The organism is Streptomyces sp. NPDC041068 (genome assembly GCF_040647455.1).
Lineage (GTDB): Bacteria > Actinomycetota > Actinomycetes > Streptomycetales > Streptomycetaceae > Streptomyces.
Map to the genome: position 1 here is coordinate 34896 of NZ_JBEZCG010000025.1, position 14653 is coordinate 49548.

General features: G+C 70.8%; 18 protein-coding genes. 5 read left to right on the top strand and 13 right to left on the bottom strand.

The annotated features are described in order from the left end of the window. Genes AB0B50_RS39830 through AB0B50_RS39840 form a run of 3 tightly spaced genes read right to left on the bottom strand, consistent with a single transcriptional unit; the run spans window position 1 to window position 2511 of the window. The gene (locus AB0B50_RS39830) at window positions 1-1443 is read right to left on the bottom strand and encodes a hypothetical protein (RefSeq protein WP_362341344.1); all 1443 of its coding nucleotides are present in this window, start codon (window positions 1441-1443) and stop codon (window positions 1-3) included. Further along, complete coding sequence (locus AB0B50_RS39835) at window positions 1436-1681, bottom strand: DUF397 domain-containing protein (protein ID WP_362341346.1); 246 nt, start codon at window positions 1679-1681, stop codon at window positions 1436-1438. The genes AB0B50_RS39830 and AB0B50_RS39835 overlap by 8 nt, the downstream gene beginning before the upstream one ends. Further along, window positions 1678-2511 carry a helix-turn-helix transcriptional regulator gene (locus AB0B50_RS39840; RefSeq protein WP_362341349.1) on the bottom strand — a complete coding sequence of 278 codons (834 nt, stop codon included), beginning with the start codon at window positions 2509-2511 and terminating at the stop codon, window positions 1678-1680. Before AB0B50_RS39840 ends, AB0B50_RS39835 begins: the two co-directional genes overlap by 4 nt. A gap of 155 nt (window positions 2512-2666) precedes the next feature. Between AB0B50_RS39840 and AB0B50_RS39845 the strand changes: the two genes are divergently transcribed. Next, window positions 2667-3176 carry an ATP-binding protein gene (locus tag AB0B50_RS39845; protein ID WP_362341351.1) on the top strand — a complete coding sequence of 170 codons (510 nt, stop codon included), beginning with the start codon at window positions 2667-2669 and terminating at the stop codon, window positions 3174-3176. On the opposite strand, the gene AB0B50_RS39850 is transcribed toward AB0B50_RS39845, so the two are convergent. Continuing rightward, on the bottom strand, window positions 3077-4525 hold the full coding sequence (locus AB0B50_RS39850; protein ID WP_362341353.1) for an MFS transporter: 1449 nt from the start codon (window positions 4523-4525) through the stop codon (window positions 3077-3079). The genes AB0B50_RS39845 and AB0B50_RS39850 overlap by 100 nt on opposite strands. A gap of 109 nt (window positions 4526-4634) precedes the next feature. Between AB0B50_RS39850 and AB0B50_RS39855 the strand changes: the two genes are divergently transcribed. The 3 genes from AB0B50_RS39855 (at window position 4635) to AB0B50_RS39865 (ending at window position 5720) form a co-directional block, all read left to right on the top strand. Next, the gene (locus tag AB0B50_RS39855; protein WP_362341356.1) at window positions 4635-5030 is read left to right on the top strand and encodes a helix-turn-helix domain-containing protein; all 396 of its coding nucleotides are present in this window, start codon (window positions 4635-4637) and stop codon (window positions 5028-5030) included. Between the two features lie 109 nt (window positions 5031-5139). Next, window positions 5140-5454, top strand: a complete 315-nt coding sequence (locus AB0B50_RS39860) for a hypothetical protein (RefSeq protein WP_362341359.1) — start codon at window positions 5140-5142, stop codon at window positions 5452-5454. Between the two features lie 5 nt (window positions 5455-5459). Then, window positions 5460-5720 (top strand): hypothetical protein, encoded by a 261-nt coding sequence (locus tag AB0B50_RS39865; protein WP_362341361.1) that lies wholly within the window; start codon window positions 5460-5462, stop codon window positions 5718-5720. A gap of 114 nt (window positions 5721-5834) precedes the next feature. On the opposite strand, the gene AB0B50_RS39870 is transcribed toward AB0B50_RS39865, so the two are convergent. After that, window positions 5835-6695: an SAM-dependent methyltransferase gene (locus AB0B50_RS39870; protein ID WP_362341364.1), complete on the bottom strand. Its 861-nt coding sequence runs from the start codon at window positions 6693-6695 to the stop codon at window positions 5835-5837. A 162-nt stretch (window positions 6696-6857) separates the two neighbouring features. Beyond that, window positions 6858-7571 (bottom strand): DNA-binding response regulator, encoded by a 714-nt coding sequence (locus AB0B50_RS39875; protein ID WP_362341367.1) that lies wholly within the window; start codon window positions 7569-7571, stop codon window positions 6858-6860. A 95-nt stretch (window positions 7572-7666) separates the two neighbouring features. Between AB0B50_RS39875 and AB0B50_RS39880 the strand changes: the two genes are divergently transcribed. Continuing rightward, on the top strand, window positions 7667-8566 hold the full coding sequence (locus AB0B50_RS39880; protein WP_362341370.1) for an aldo/keto reductase: 900 nt from the start codon (window positions 7667-7669) through the stop codon (window positions 8564-8566). Here AB0B50_RS39880 and AB0B50_RS39885 read toward each other — a convergent pair. The 7 genes from AB0B50_RS39885 to AB0B50_RS39915 form a co-directional block, all read right to left on the bottom strand. Then, on the bottom strand, window positions 8560-9384 hold the full coding sequence (locus AB0B50_RS39885; protein ID WP_362341372.1) for an endonuclease: 825 nt from the start codon (window positions 9382-9384) through the stop codon (window positions 8560-8562). The two genes, AB0B50_RS39880 and AB0B50_RS39885, sit on opposite strands and share 7 nt — an antisense overlap. 195 nt (window positions 9385-9579) lie before the next feature. Continuing rightward, entirely contained in the window at window positions 9580-10002 is a 423-nt protein-coding gene (locus tag AB0B50_RS39890; protein ID WP_362341375.1) for an acyl-CoA thioesterase, read from the bottom strand. Window positions 10003-10091: 89 nt separating this feature from the next. Continuing rightward, window positions 10092-10772: a hypothetical protein gene (locus AB0B50_RS39895; RefSeq protein ID WP_362341377.1), complete on the bottom strand. Its 681-nt coding sequence runs from the start codon at window positions 10770-10772 to the stop codon at window positions 10092-10094. Window positions 10773-10823: 51 nt separating this feature from the next. After that, complete coding sequence (locus AB0B50_RS39900; RefSeq protein ID WP_362341379.1) at window positions 10824-11729, bottom strand: TIGR03619 family F420-dependent LLM class oxidoreductase; 906 nt, start codon at window positions 11727-11729, stop codon at window positions 10824-10826. A 76-nt stretch (window positions 11730-11805) separates the two neighbouring features. Then, window positions 11806-12414 carry a histidine phosphatase family protein gene (locus AB0B50_RS39905; RefSeq protein ID WP_362341382.1) on the bottom strand — a complete coding sequence of 203 codons (609 nt, stop codon included), beginning with the start codon at window positions 12412-12414 and terminating at the stop codon, window positions 11806-11808. A gap of 85 nt (window positions 12415-12499) precedes the next feature. Continuing rightward, window positions 12500-13306 (bottom strand): hypothetical protein, encoded by an 807-nt coding sequence (locus AB0B50_RS39910; protein ID WP_362341384.1) that lies wholly within the window; start codon window positions 13304-13306, stop codon window positions 12500-12502. Continuing rightward, entirely contained in the window at window positions 13306-14601 is a 1296-nt protein-coding gene (locus AB0B50_RS39915; RefSeq protein WP_362341387.1) for a VWA domain-containing protein, read from the bottom strand. Before AB0B50_RS39915 ends, AB0B50_RS39910 begins: the two co-directional genes overlap by 1 nt. Between the last annotated feature and the right edge of the window lie 52 nt (window positions 14602-14653).

The following is a 14653-nucleotide window of genomic DNA, read 5'->3' on the forward strand; positions in this document are numbered from 1 at the left end:
TCAGCAGCGCTCGGCCGATACGTCCTCGGCCCGCACGGACAGCGCCTCCTTGCTGCGGGGGTCCCAGAACCACAGGCGGTCACCGGACGCCCCGAAGGTGAGGAGCGGCCGGTCGCCGGAGGGGAGGGGCCCGTTGAAGACGGGGATCTTCGCTTTTAACGGACGTACGCACATCAGGCGGCCCTCGGCGCCGAAGTAGGCGGCGGGGGCGCGGCCGTCCCGCGCGGCGCCCTTGGCATCCGCGGCGGCCGCCCCGGCATTGCGCACCCCCAGCCACACGGGTGTGATGAGCAACGCCAACACCCCGACGAACAGCAGCCCTTGGGCGACGACGGCCGGCTGGTCGCGACCGCCCAGCCAGTGCATGTAGCGGAAGACCCCCACACTGCCCGCGAGCAGCAGGAACAGCGCCCCCGCTGTGGCGAGCGGCAACAGCGTCGCGGCGTAGAGCGAGGACACGGGAATCGCCACGCTGTCCGCCGGAATCCCGAAGCCGTCCCGCAGATACACCGCGTGCTGCAACTGCCCCAGCCAGGGCAGCACCAGGGCGAGCACCGGCACCAGCGCGGGCACCGTCCAGTGCGCGGTGCGGCTGAGCCAGGTGCCGCGCACGGCCCACCACACACCGGCGACGGCGAACCCGGTCAGCACGAGGGGGATCAGCCACACCGCCTCCGCCACCGGTTCCTGCTCCGAGTACCGGAACACGGAGAAGGGCGACACCCAGAGCACGAGAACGACGAACGCGCCCACCGCCAGGCGCTCGTGCGTCGGCCGACCGACGGGCTGCACGTCCTCGCCGAGCGTCCAGGACAGCGACAGGACCGCGACGACCAGGGTGGCCCAGGGCCAGTACCCCGGCAGCAGGCTGCTCGCGCCCCCGACGAGCGCGAGGGGAGCGTAATAACGTCCGAGGTCCCACAGGAACTGATGCCGGTTGAACCCCTGGCTCGGCCGACCGACCACGTGCACCGCGAGGTCGCCCGCGTCGTGCGGGGCGTCGAGCAACATTCCTTCGCTGTCCGTGAGTTGTCGCCCGACCTCGGATGCTCGTGGTGCCCCGGGCCTGGTCAGCACGCGGTGCTCGACATAGGTGTGCGGCCGGTACCACGTCGGGTTCCGCCGCTTCACCTCGTACGTCGTGGTCGTCTCCGCGGAGTGGTCGTGCCCGACGTACACGGCGTCGAGCACCCACATGCCGATCCGGCGGTCCTTCGCCCGGTCCTCGACGGTACGGACGACGGCCCGCACGACGCCGTGCCGATTCCCCCGGAGATGCGCCTCGACCACCATGCCCTTGCGCCCCGCGTCCAGCGCGCGGCGCCGCGCCTCCGGGGCGTCCCACTCCCTTGCGGGCCAGTCGAGTTCGCCTAAGAGCTGCTCGGCGAGGCGTATCTCCTCGGGGTCGTCGATGACGGCGACGAGTATGCGGACTCTATGCACGGGCGGCGTACGTCACGAACACCGTCCAGGCGTGGGGTGCCAGGGCGAGTTGGGGGCCTTGGGGGTTCTTGGAGTCGCGGATGTGGATGCTGGTGGGGCAGGGGGCGATTTCCAGGCAGTCGCCGTCGCCGCCGCTGCTGTAGCTGGACTTGCGCCAGGCGAGGGCGATTTCGAGGCAATCGTCGCCGGAGCTGCCGCTGTAACTGCTCTTGAACCAGGCCAGTTCGGGGGTGCTCATCGCGCTCCTCGCATCCGCTCCAACAGGCTCACGGAGTCTTCCATGGAGAGAGCCTGCGTGCGCATCCTGGCATACCGCATCTGGAGCGTGCTGACGACTTTAGGGTCGGCGATGAGCTGGCCGCTCTCCTGCCCCTCGGAGTAGGCGAACCACTTGTGTTCAGACGTTTCCAGCAAGCGCATGGGCCCGTCCATCCCGGCATGACTGGCCCGCACCACCGGCATGATTTGAACCTCAATGTTCCGGCGCTCGGCGAGCCCGAGAACTTGGTCGATGAGTTCCATGGTGACTTCATGCCCGCCCATGCCGCGCAGGAACAGATGTTCCTCAAGGATGAAGCTGTAGGCGGTGTTGGGCCTCTCCACGAGCAGAAGTTGACGCTCGCCCCGCGCCTCCAACTGCGCCTCGATCTGCTCGTCTCCCAGCGGCGGTAGCCGATTGGCGAACAGGTTCCGTGCGTACGCTTCGGTCTGTAGCAGCCCCGGAACCAACCGGCATTCGTAGGTGTAGAGGGCCACCGCCTCCTGTTCGAGCACGGCCCAGCGTTGAAACCACTTCGCCAACCCCCTCTGCCGCGAAAGCTGATTCACCGCCAGCCGCAACGTCCCGAACGCGTCAAGCGCCGCCTCGCACTGGTCGACGAACCGCGTCGGCGGAAAACGTCTGCCCTGCTCGATGGAGGCGAGGAAGTGGGCCGAGTAACCGATCTCCGGGGCCAGGGACTCCTGTGTGTACCCGGCGCGTTTGCGGAAGCTCTTCAGGACGGCCCCGAAGGCCTTGAGCCCATCGGTCGGTTCGGGCTCATTACTGCCCTGCGTACTTGACGACATCACGGGTATCCCCTGACGCTCGCTTATCGTTCCCCGCCAACTCGCCCATGGTCACGTTGGGTTACCCGTACTGTCCACCAATCGCACTCGTACAATTACGCAGCGTACGAGTTCCGAGGCTGGTGAGCCCCGCCGCGTACGGCCACCGTTGCCGCATGCCGACCCAAGCCCAACCCGCCACCCCCCTGCGGGAAATCACCGAACGACTCAGCGCGACACCCCGAGGCGCCCGCCTCGCGAGGAGGCTGGCCAGGTATCACCTGGACGGCTGGGGCATCGCGTACGACTCCGAACTCTCCGGCGCGGCGGAGGCGATCGTCGCCGAACTCGCCATCAACGCCGTCACCCACGGCCGCGTCCCGGGCAGGGACTTCGAGCTGAGCCTCACGCTGCACGCGGACACGCTCCGTATCGAGGTGACGGATACCCGAGGCGAACGCACGCCACCAGAGACGCCCGAACCCCCGGCTCCCGACGGGGAGTCGGGACGGGGGCTCGTGATCGTGGCGGCGCTGGCCGCGGAGTGGGGAGTGGACGGGCGAACCGTCGGCAAGACGGTATGGGCTCACCTTGCCTTGGTGGAGGAGGCGGGCCGCAGGACGGCCGCCGCGAGCACCAGCCCCGCCGCCGCGACACCCGTGGCGACCCAGAAGGCGAGCCGGTAGCCGTCGGCGGTGGCGGCCACCGTGGACGCACCGTCACCCGCGAGGGACTCCGTGCGGCTCGCGGCCAGCGTGGTCAGGACGGCGAGCCCGAGTGAACCGCCCACCACCTGCGTGGTGTTGAAGAGACCGGAGGCCAGGCCCGCGTCCTCCTCCGAGGCGCCGCTCATCGCGAGTCCCGTCACGGCGGGCATCGCGGCGGCGAAACCGGCGCCGAGGAGGAGCATGGCGGACAGGACGTCGAGGGCGTACGAGCCGTCGGCGGGGAGCCGCCCGAGGAGGGCGAGGCCGAGGGTGATGAGGGCGAGGCCGGCGAGGAGCGTGCGGTAGGCGCCGAAGCGGCCGATGGCCTTGGCGGAGAGCCCGAGCATCAGCAGACCGATGACGACGGGCGCGGGAAGGAAGGCGAGACCGGTCATCAACTCGCCGAAGCCCAGCACTCGCTGGAGGTAGAGGGCGCCGATGTACTGGAAGCCGTACATCCCGGCGATCATCAGGATCTGCACGGCGTTGGCGCCGGTCAGGACGCGGGAGCGGAAGAGCCGCAGGCGCAGCAGGGGCCGGGCGGCGCGGGCCTGGCGGAGGGCGAAGGCGACGTACAGGAGAAGAGAGCCGACGGCGAGGGCGATGGTGGTGGAAGCACCGTGCTCGGCGGCGGTGACGATGGTGTAGACGGTGAGCATGAGGGCGCCGGTGATCAGGGCGGCGCCGAGATAGTCGGCGCCGCCGCCGAGCCCGGTCCCGCGGTCGTCGTCGAGGACGCGCACGGCGGCGACGAGGGCGATGACCCCGATCGGCAGGTTGATGAGGAAGATCCAGTGCCAGTTGAGGGCTTCGGTGAGGGCGCCGCCGAGGAAGGTGCCGAGCGCGCCACCGGCGGCTCCGACGGCGCTGAACACCGCGATGGCCTTGGCCTGTTCGCGGGGCTCGGGGAAGAGGGAGACGAGCATGCCGAGGACGACGGCGGAGGTCATGGCGCCGCCGACCCCCTGGAGGGCGCGGGCGGCGACGAGCACGCCCTGATCGGTGGCGATCCCGCACAGGACGGAGGCGAGGGTGAAGAGGGCGAGCCCCGCCACGAACATCCGCTTGCGCCCGACGAGATCACCGAGCCGCCCGACGAGGAGCAGGAGCCCGCCGAAGGCGATGAGATAGGCGTTGACGACCCAGGCGAGCCCGGCGGCCGTGAACCCCAGATCGCTCTGGATGGACGGCATCGCGACGGTGACGATGTTGCCGTCGATGATGGTCATCAGGGCGCCGGAGGAGAGCACGGCGAGGGAGGCCCAGGGCGATGCGGGGCGACGGGCGGGCGGGGCCGAGGTGGTGACCTCGGCGAGTACCTGGGACATGGTGACGGCCTCCGTTGACCGGTTCCGCACCTCTGAGCTGCAAAGGTGCACGACTTGTAACGGGGCTCATCCTGGGTGACCATGAGGGCGCCGAGAAGGAGGTACTTCAATGTCCCAGGGGAACACCGGTGTTACCTCGCAGGTCGTGAACGCGGAAGCGTGCCCGGTCCGCGAAGTTATTGACAGGGTCGTGGGCAAATGGAGCGTCCCGATCATCATCGCGGCGACGCACGGACCGATCCGCTTCACCGAACTGGAGCGCGCAATCGAGGGCATCAGCCGCCGCATGCTGACGCTGACGTTGCGCAACTTGGAGCGTGACGGCTTGCTGAAGCGCACCGTGCACCCCACGGTCCCGCCGAAGGTGGAGTACGAACTGACGCCGGTGGCGAAGGAATTGCACGGCACACTCCTGCAACTCACGGGCTGGGCGGAACGCCACCGCGTGACGATCGCGGAGTCGCGGGCGGCGTACGACGCGAGGAGCGGACTGGTGGAGGCCTAGCTCTTCACCTTTCCATGATCAAACGGGGAGCTTCCGCTTACCCGGGACGACTACTGTCTTCCGTTGGCTTGTGCACATTGCAACGCGACGTATCGGGGGACGGGCGACCGTGGGAGACCTGGGCAAGGACTCTGAGTCGATAGCGAAGGCGGCGCCGCTGCTGCGCAGGGCGCCGCACCACATCGCCAAGCCGTTGCACGACTTCAAGGCGGCCTCGCACGACCTGTCGGCGCTCGGTGCGCTCGGCGCGCTGATGAGTGCGACCGACGACGTGCGCGAAGGTATGGAGACGCTCGCCGAGGTCGCGGCCGACCTCGTGGACGAGTGGCACGGCGAGGCGAAGCTGATGACCGACCTCTCCGAGGCGTTCGACGTCCTCGACGTCCTGCTCGAAGCCGCCGCACGCGGCAAGAAGCAGGGCTGAGCGCCGTGGTCGACCTCAATCCGCTGCACTACATCAACAGATCTCCGCCCGCATCGACCCGGACGGCGTCCGGCACGCCTTCCGCTACGACACCGAGCGCGGACGGCAAGGTTCGTATCTGGGTCGACACCTGGGGAGAATCATTCTTCGCCTGCGACGAATTGCGCTGGCTCGCCTACGTCGCGGGGGCCGATGACGTGAGCGGCCCGCATCTTGCCAAGGTCGAAAGGTGGCACACTGCGGTCCGCGAGGACGACCGCTCCTGACAGCGGACCCAGACGGCGAGGGGTAGCTCGACTTCGAGTGGACGGCCTGTGCCCTCCTGAGGGACGCCCGACGGAATCGGGCCCGGCGATGCCGGGCCCGTCGGCCGCGTCGGGCTATGCCTTGCGGCCGACCGCCCCGTACGCGTCCACCGGCGTCGGGTCGTCGCTCTCCGCGCGCCACCGCGTGACCTGCTCGACGCCCGGCTCCACCAGTTCCAGGCCCTCGAAGAAGCCGCTGATCTCCTCGACGCTGCGTACGTAGTAGGGGATCGCGCCGCTCTTGTTGTACTCGTTCGACGCCGCGATCATGCCTTCGCTGGTCGACGTGGAGTCGCTGATCACCAGGTAACTGCCGGACGGCAGACCGGCCATGAGCCGGGCGACCAGGTCCTTCGCCTGCTGGTAGTCGGCCACGTGGCCCAGGGTGTTCAGGATCATCAGGGCCACCGGCCGCGAGAGGTCCAGCGTCTTGGCGGCCTCGGCGAGGATCGACTCAGGCTCGTAGAGGTCGGCGTCGATGTACGCCGTCTCGCCCTCGGCCGTGCTGGTCAGCAGGGCGCGGGCGTGGGCGAGGACCAGCGGGTCGTTGTCGACGTAGACGATGCGGGAGTCCACGGCCGCGCGCTGGGCGACCTCGTGGGTGTTGTCCGCCGTCGGCAGGCCCGTGCCGATGTCCAGGAACTGCCGCACGCCCTGCTCGGTGACCAGGTGACGCACCGCGCGGCCCAGGAAGTGGCGGCTGGTGCGCGCCACGTCGACCAGGCCGGGGAAGATCTCCTTGATGTGGTCCCCGAGCTCGCGGTCCTTCTCGTAGTTGTCCTTGCCGCCCACGAAGTAGTTCCAGAAGCGCGCGGAGTGCGGCGTGCTGGTGTCGATGCGCGCCCGTATCGCCGCGGCCTCGGCAGCCTCCTCGGCGTCGATGGGGCCGAGATGGGCTTCGATCGGGGCTTCGGGCTGCGGGTCGAGATCTGACATGAGGGCCTCCTGGAACGTACTGAGCACGCGTGTGCGGCGCGGGTCGTTCGATGAGCAATGCGGGTCGTTCGGCGGGCAACGTAGGTAGTTCGATGATCAATCAGGTCGGGCATCAATCTAGACGGTCCCTTGCGGACGTCAGTTGACTGCCCCGTCTCACGGTCAGTTGCCTGCCCCGCCCCAGGCCCCGATATCCAACTCGCGGGCCCGCAGCCCGGCTTGGAATCGGGAGGTCGCGCCGAGCGCCGCCATCAGATCGGCGACGCGCCTGCGGTACGTACGCAGCGACATCCCCAGCTCGCGCGCGGTGACCTCGTCGGTGTGCCCGGCGCCGAGGGCCCGCAGGACGCGGCGGGCCTCCTCGTCGAGCGGGGGCGGGCGCTTCCTGCGGTACTCGTCGAGGTCGGTGGCGGTCTCCCAGGCCGCGTGCACCAGCGTCCTGACGCCCTCGACCGCGATGGGGGACCGGATCACGGTGAAGGTCCGCACGCCGCGGACGGGCGCTCCGGCGAGGATCGCGACGCGGCGGTCGATGACGATCGCCTCGTGCGCGAGCGGCGCCGCCGAGATGCGCACCTGCGCCCCCGACTCGGCGATCCTGACGAGCCGCCGCTCGGCCGCCTCGTCCGCGAGCGCCCGCGGCGTGTACAGCTTGCGCATGGTCAGACCGCCGGGGACCAGCGGCGGCCGCCTGCCTCCGGCGAACGCGGCGTTCACGCCCGGCGAGAACGTCGCGAGGTCCGCCGCGGCGCACAGGAACTCCTCACTGGCACCGGTGAACAGACCGCCCGCCCGGCGCACGAGCTCCCGCTCACCGCGCAGCGAAACGATCTGTTCGCTGGGTTCTCCGGGGCTGTTCCTGCCTGGGCTCGTCATGATCCGGACAGTCTGCGCCGGGGCCCCGGCGGGGTCAATGGCAGCAAGTGGCCACGTCCTCGCGCCCGACGGACGGTCGGCAGAGGATCTCGCCCATGGCAACCACGGATGACATCACGAGCGGCGGCATCGCCGACGCCCCGGCCGCTGCCGCGGGCGACTTCCGCGTCGGCGGCGAACTCCCGGTCCACCGCATGGGCTTCGGCGCGATGCGGCTGCCGGGTGCGAGCTGGGAGGGGCCGGCCCACGACCCCGCGCGGAGCATCGAGGTCCTGCGCCGCGCGGTCGAGCTCGGCGTGAACCACATCGACACCGCCGCGTTCTACTTCTTCGAGGACATCGCCGCCAACGACCTCATCCGCAAGGCCCTGCACCCCTACGCCGACGACCTGCTGATCGCCACCAAGGTCGGCCCCGGCCGCCACCCGGACGGCAGCTGGATGGACGCGGCGGACCCGGCGGCGCTGCGCGAGGCCGTGCACCGCAACCTCCGCGAGCTCGGCCGCGACCACCTCGACCTGGTGTACCTGCGCTTCATGCCGGACGACGGCCCGCTGCCCGAGCGCTTCGGCACGCTGGCGGCACTCCGCGAGGAGGGCCTGATCCGCCACCTGGGCCTGAGCAACACCACGGCCGAACAGCTCGCGCGGGCCCAGGAGATCGCCCCGGTCGCCGCCGTGCAGAACAGGTTCAGCCCGCTGCGGCAGGAGGACCCCGCGATGCTCGACCTGTGCGCCGCGCAGGACATCGCGTACGTCCCCTTCTTCCCGTTCGGCGGCGCCGGAGCCCCCGACCTCACGGCACTGAGGCGGGTGGCCGACCGCCACGGAGCCACGCCCGCGCAGATCACACTGGCGTGGCTCCTGCACGCCTCACCGACGATGCTGGCGATCCCGGGCACGTCGTCCCGGGCTCACCTGGAGGAGAACGTGGAGGCGGCGGCGCTGCGGCTCGACGCGGGCGACCTCGCCGAGCTCACCGCACTGAGTCAGTAGACCTCTTCCACCCACTCCGGGTGGTCGATGAACGGGTTCCTGTTGTGCTGGTACTTGTCGAATATGACCTGGTTGCGGTTCTTCTCGAAGGTGTCCGGCGGGTCCTCGTCGCTCCACTGCTTCAGGACCGAGAGGCGGCCGATGGCGGGGGCGCTGCCGTTGTCGACCTGGTCGTTGGGCTCCAGGTCGGGGAAGCCCTCCTCGCCGTCGTACCGCACGGCCATGTAGAGGATCATGCGGGCCACGTCGCCCTTGACCTCGTCGCGGGGCTCGAAGGAGTCGCCGTCGGTGAGGTTGCCGGGGGCTCCCTCGACCGCGCCGCCGCCGTTGTCGAAGTCCTTGTTGCCACGGATGCTGTTGACCGTGACGTCCTCGGGGCGCAGGTGGTGGATGTCGGTGCCGGGGCCCGTCGCGGTGCCGAAGTCGCCGTGCGACTTGGCCCAGACGTGCTCGCGGTTCCAGTCGCCCTGGTCGCCGCCGCTGCTGCTCTTGGCGCGCGAGGTGCCGGAGTACAGCAGGATCACGTTCGAGCTGTTCGCCGGGTCCTCGTCGGTTGTCTTGAGGGCGTCCCAGACCTGGTCGTACGACAACTTGGTCTGGTCGCTGATGATCGTGTGCAGCGCGGACTTCAGCTCGGGGCCTGTCTTGCCGAGCGCGTCCTTGTAGTACGTGTCGTCATAGGTGCCGACGGCCGCGGGGGCCGGGGCGGGTGTGGGGGAGGTGGTGGCCGTGGCGGTGGCCGGCACGGTGATGCCGGCGAGGACCGCGGCGGCGGTCAGGGCCAGGGGTTTCCAGCGGCGTACGCGCGGGACGGGCATGTGGGGTGTGTCCTTTCCCGGAGGCTTCACGCGCCGCGCGCCCGCCAAGGAGCGTGCGGTCTACGCGGGTTGAGCAATCAACCACCGGGAGAGTGGCACGGATGTACGGATGGCCGTGTGAACGTCGTGGGTCGGTTGGGTAACGATGTCATGTACACGGCCGGGTGGGGGGTGTGTGCTGGTCGGGCGGGCGGACTACAGGCCGAGTACGGCGGGGGTGGTCGCCAGTGCGCGGAAGTAGTCGCGCGGATCCGCCACCATGCGCCGCTCCTTGAGGTCGAGCAGGCCTCCCAGGGACGTGATCGTCGCGGCCACCGTGCCGTCCGCTCTCGTGACCGTCTGCTCGATGGTGAAGGTCTTGCGCTCGCCCCACACGAACGCGCAGCTCACCGTCGTCTCGTCGCCCGCGCGCAGTTCGCGGAGGTAACGGATGGTGTTCTCCAGGACCACCGGGCCGACGCCCTTGTCCAGGAGGTCGGTCTGCGCGATGCCGGCCGCGCGGAGCAGGGACCAGCGGGCGTGCTCGGCGTACTGCAGGTAGACGGCCTGGTTGAGGTGGCCTTGCGAATCCGTCTCGTACCCACGGACCTGGACGTTCACGGAGAAGGGCTCTGTCATGGTGTTCCTCTCGGTTGGTGCTTGGTGCTTGGTGCTTGGTGCTTGGTGCTTGGTGCTTGGTGTTCGGGGTTCGGGGTTCGGGGTTCGGTTCAGGTTCGTCTCGGTGACGCCAGCAAATAGCGGGCGCCGCCCCGTGGTTCGCCGTGTTCACTGACCTGCCAGCCCGCCCGCTCCAGCGCGGCCGCGCAGGCGCGCAGGCCGTCCGGGGAGGGCTCGCGCACGGCGACGGCCTCCGGCTGCGGGGTGCCGGTCACTTCGTAGCCAGGGTGGTCGGGGTGGGCGGGAGGGCGGCCCGCCGCCTCCAGGGCCAGGGCGGCAGCCTGCACCAAGTGCGTGCGCTCCCAGGCGCAGGGGCGGTCCCGGGCGCCGTCCGTGTTCGTCATGCGGCGCAGCTCGACCAGGCCCTCCCACGCGCTGCGGACCTCCCGCGCGCGGGCGGGGCCCTCGCTCGCGGCGGACTTCTCCGTGCCGGTGCGCGCGGCGAAGACGCCGGGTGCCCCGTCGGACCGCCCCGCGTCCGGAGTGGGTTCCGGCTGAGGGGAAGGGGCGGCGCGGTCCTCTCGTACGGTGCCCTCATCCCGAACGGCGCCTTCATCCCGTACGCGATGACCGGCCGGTGTCAGGAAGTACGCGTGCGGAGGGCGCGGGTGCCGGAAGGCGAGGCGGGCCCGCACCAGGCCCGTGAGCTGGGTCTCGGTGCCGGTCAGGCGCCCGGTCTCCGGGTCCGCGGCCTCGATGATCCGTCGCTGGGCGGCAGTGGGAGGCTTCACCGCGCACGCACCCCTATCCCGGTCGGTCCCCTCAGCCGGGTCCGGACGGACTCAGCTGCTGGTTCCGATGGTGCCCTGCGCCACTGACATCAGGAGTTCGAGCACGCGCCGGTCGTCCTCCGCGCCCTCCCGTTCCTCGGGGCTGCCGGGGTAGGTGTCCAGGAGCACGTCCGTGGCGCCCAGTTCGGCCAGCGTCTCCAGGTCGCCGCGGATCTGGTCGACGCTGCCGTGTCCGAGGGGGCGCTCCTCCGTGTCCTGCTGCTGTCCGACGCGGATCTGCAGCCGCGGCACGAGGTCGGGCACGGGGCGGCCCGCGGTCTCCGCCTCGGCGGCGATGCGGGGGAGCGCCTCGCGCAGCAGGGGCCTGCTCGGCATGAACGGGTGCCAGCCCTCGCCGAGGCGGGCCGCGCGGCGCTGTGCGGCGGGGGAGTTGCCGCCGACCCAGACCGGCAGGGTGCCGCTCGCGGGGGCCGGTGCGGTGCGGACACCTTCGTACGAGACGTACGTGCCCTGGAAGGAGGCCGGGTCCTCGCGCCATGCGGCGCGGATCGCGGTGAGGTACTCGTCGGTGATCGCCCCGCGCTCGCGGAAGGGAACGCCGAGCACGTCGTACTCGGCGGCGGACCAGCCGACGCCCGCGCCGAGGATGAACCCGTCGGGGTTCAACTGGTCGATGTTGGCTGCGATGCGCGCGGTCTGCAGAGGATGCCGGTAGGGGATGACGGTGATCGTGGTGCCGAGCCGCAGCCCCGGCACCCGCCCCGCGAGGTGGGCGGCGAGCACGAACTGGTCGTAAAACGGCGCCGGATAGACCTCGTGGACATCAGGGGTCACCGCGATGTGATCGGAGATCATCGCGAACTCGAAGCCGAGGTCACGCGCGTCGGTGGCCTGCCGCACGAGGGAGTCGGGGGTGGTGCCGGAACCGAAGTTGAGGAGATTGACGCCGTATCGCATGCGGCCAGTCTTGATGATCAAGGGGGTGGCTGTCGAACGGGGGTTCCCGTCACGTCGGTTGGCGTCCCGCCCGTTCTCAGGAAGGAGGGGACTGCGGCCGCAGGTTCCAGCTCGCCACAACAGGACGCCCATGTTCCGTGCTCAGGCGGCTCACTGTTCCCATGGCCAGGAGGAACAGGGATCCGCCCGATGTCGGCAGGCCCAGGCGGCGGGCCGTCAGCACGCGGAGGAAGTGGCTGTGGGCGAAGAGGACCACGCTGCCCTCGTTGTCCGCGAGCGCCGCGTCCACCTTGGACAGCATCCGGTCCGCCCGCTCGCCCACCTGGTCCGGCGTCTCCCCGGGGTGCTCCGGAGGGCCGGGGGCCACGCCGTCCGTGAAGAGGTACCAGCCGGGGTGGGTGCGGTGGATCTCGACGGTCGTGACGCCCTCGTACGCGCCGTAGTCCCACTCGCTCAGATCCGAATCGACCCGCGCGTGCCCGAACCCGGCGAGCTCCGCCGTCTCCCGCGCCCGCCGCCGAGGGCTGGTGAACGCCGCGCCGATCCGGAACCCGCCGACGAGCGGCGCGAGCGAGCGCGCCTGCTCCCTGCCGTGATCCGTGAGGGGGACGTCCGTCCAGCTGGTGTGCCGCCCGTTCAGGGCCCACTCGGTCTCGCCGTGCCGGACGAGGAGCAGATCGCCCATGGTCGCGCCCTTCCTGATGCCGTTCGGGGGCGGCGGGCGAAATCGCCCGCCGCCCCGAGACTGCCACGCCACGAGGCGCGTGCGGCTACATGCCCTGCGGCACGCGCGCCGGACGGCCCGAGCCACGCGTCAGGGCGTATCCGCCGACGCCCGCGAGCGCCGCGAGGACGCCGCCGGCCCCGGTCCACAGCCAGCGCGAGGACCACCAGCCGGACGCCCAGCCGTCCTCCGGCTCGGTGACGGCGCCGGGCCGCTGCTTGTCCGAGCCGATGCCCGGCACCAGCGGCTCCGCGAGCGCACCGTCCACCGCCTGCGCGCCGCCCGCGTCGGTCGCGGTGACCTTCGCCTCGGCCCGCACCGGAAGGCCGAGGTCGTCCTTCTTGAGGTCGGTGACCGTGAGCCGCAGGTAGTACGTGCCCGGCAGCGGGTCGTTCGCCCACTGCTCCGACCAGCCCCGCACCGTCCGCAGCGAGCAGGACAGCGAGACCGAGGAGACGTCCTGCGCGGCCGTCTTCGTCGGCGTCCCCAGGCGGCAGGCCTGGCGGCGCCGCAGCCCGTCGTACACGTCGACCTGCCAGGTGGACGCCGCGTGCCGGGCCGCCGACTCCGGCAGCTTCACCGTGGCGTGCACGGTGGCCCGCTGGCCGGCGTCCACGGGGAACGCCCAGTACAGGTAGTCACCCGTGGACGCCTCCGCCGTGGCCTGCTGGTCGATGCGGATCGGTGTGGCGGTACGGAAGGACGTGCCCGCCTCGGTCGCCTCGGCGCGCTTGTCGTCGTCGGAGGAAGCGGAGGCGTCGGCGGCGGCCACGCCGGAAGCGGCGCCGCAGAAGGCCAGCAGAGCGGCACCGGCCAGCACGGCCGCCCGGCCCATCAGACGTGTCGTACGCATCAGTTGGTCCTCCAGACCGCGAAGCGCCAGCGCGACAGCCAGCCCCAGACCAGACCGGCGAGGAAGCCGACGAGGACGAGCAGACCAAGGAGCCACCAGCCGTGGCCGAGCCCGAAGGAGGCGACGTCGGACGCCTGGTCGGCGGAGTCCACCAGGTCCACGGTCAGCTCGACCGGCAGACCGGGCGTCGTCTTCACCGAGGCGGGCGCGGAGAAGGAGTTGCTGACGCGCAGACAGACCGTCTCCGCGGTGTCCTCTTCCTCGTCGTCGTCCGCCTCCGGCGTCGGATAGCGCAGGCCCGTCGAGATCACGTCGGTGCGCCCGTCGCCGGACTCCTGACCGCGTACGATCTCCCGGCCGTTCGGCGTCTCGGCGCGCAGCAGCACGCCGTAGTCCTGGTTCACGGCCCGGTCCGCGGACACGCTCACCGAGGCGCGCAGCTCCTTGCCCGCGGGGACGTCCACGCGGTACCAGCGGTGCTCGCCGAACTTCTCGCGGTCGGTGTAGAGGCCGGACTCCAGCTTCGGCGCGGCGCTGCACTGCGCCGCGCCCTTCGCCTCGACCGGGGTGACGACCGGATCGGCCGCGCGGTCCACCAACTGCTTGACGCGGCCGGACAGTTCGTCCGTGTGCCGGATCGAGGTGTACGTGCCGCCGGTGGCCTCCGCGATGCAGCTCAGCTGGTCGCGGGTCTTGGCGTCGGGCACCAGGCCGAGGGTGTCGATGGTGAGGTGGATGCCCTTGGCGGAGATGTCGCGGGCGACCACGCACGGGTCGAGCGGCTGGCAGGTGTCCTCGCCGTCCGAGATCAGCACGATGCGGCGGCTGCGCTCGGCGGTGTCGTCGGTGAGGTCGTCCGCGGCCTTGAGCAGCGTCGGGCCGATCGGGGTCCAGCCGGTCGGCGCGAGGGTCGCCACGGCGGTCTTCGCGTCGGTGCGCCCCGCCTGGTCGAGCTTCTCCACGGGGTAGAGCAGCTCGGTGTCCTTGCAGCCCGTCTTGCGGTCGTCGCCGCGGTAGTTGGCGCCGAGAGTCCGTATGCCGAGCGCGACCTCGTCCGGGGTCGCGTCCAGGACCTCGTTGAAGGCCTGCTTCGCCGCGGCCATCCGGGACTTGCCGTCGATGTCGCGGGCCCGCATGGAGCCGCTGACGTCGAGGACCAGCTCGACCTTGGGGGAGGGCTGTGCCGGTTCGTCGTCGTCATCGGCGGCCGCGGCGGGGCCTGCCGTGACGAGCCCGGCGGTCAGGGCGGCGAGCAGGGCGATGACCCAGGCCGCCGGCCGTTGTCTTGTGATCATCGCCGGATCCTATTGATCTTGGCGTACATCCCCAAAACGAGGTCAGAACGGT

Coding starts and splice junctions, on each gene's coding strand:
- AB0B50_RS39890 (WP_362341375.1), bottom strand. CDS start 10,002: ATGACAGAGCCCTTCTCCGTGAACGTCCAGGTCCGTGGGTACGAGACG.
- AB0B50_RS39915 (WP_362341387.1), bottom strand. CDS start 14,601: ATGATCACAAGACAACGGCCGGCGGCCTGGGTCATCGCCCTGCTCGCC.
- AB0B50_RS39880 (WP_362341370.1), top strand. CDS start 7,667: ATGGCAACCACGGATGACATCACGAGCGGCGGCATCGCCGACGCCCCG.
- AB0B50_RS39835 (WP_362341346.1), bottom strand. CDS start 1,681: ATGAGCACCCCCGAACTGGCCTGGTTCAAGAGCAGTTACAGCGGCAGC.
- AB0B50_RS39870 (WP_362341364.1), bottom strand. CDS start 6,695: ATGTCAGATCTCGACCCGCAGCCCGAAGCCCCGATCGAAGCCCATCTC.
- AB0B50_RS39910 (WP_362341384.1), bottom strand. CDS start 13,306: ATGCGTACGACACGTCTGATGGGCCGGGCGGCCGTGCTGGCCGGTGCC.
- AB0B50_RS39885 (WP_362341372.1), bottom strand. CDS start 9,384: ATGCCCGTCCCGCGCGTACGCCGCTGGAAACCCCTGGCCCTGACCGCC.
- AB0B50_RS39845 (WP_362341351.1), top strand. CDS start 2,667: ATGCCGACCCAAGCCCAACCCGCCACCCCCCTGCGGGAAATCACCGAA.
- AB0B50_RS39855 (WP_362341356.1), top strand. CDS start 4,635: ATGTCCCAGGGGAACACCGGTGTTACCTCGCAGGTCGTGAACGCGGAA.
- AB0B50_RS39840 (WP_362341349.1), bottom strand. CDS start 2,511: ATGTCGTCAAGTACGCAGGGCAGTAATGAGCCCGAACCGACCGATGGG.
- AB0B50_RS39900 (WP_362341379.1), bottom strand. CDS start 11,729: ATGCGATACGGCGTCAATCTCCTCAACTTCGGTTCCGGCACCACCCCC.
- AB0B50_RS39850 (WP_362341353.1), bottom strand. CDS start 4,525: ATGTCCCAGGTACTCGCCGAGGTCACCACCTCGGCCCCGCCCGCCCGT.
- AB0B50_RS39905 (WP_362341382.1), bottom strand. CDS start 12,414: ATGGGCGATCTGCTCCTCGTCCGGCACGGCGAGACCGAGTGGGCCCTG.
- AB0B50_RS39875 (WP_362341367.1), bottom strand. CDS start 7,571: ATGACGAGCCCAGGCAGGAACAGCCCCGGAGAACCCAGCGAACAGATC.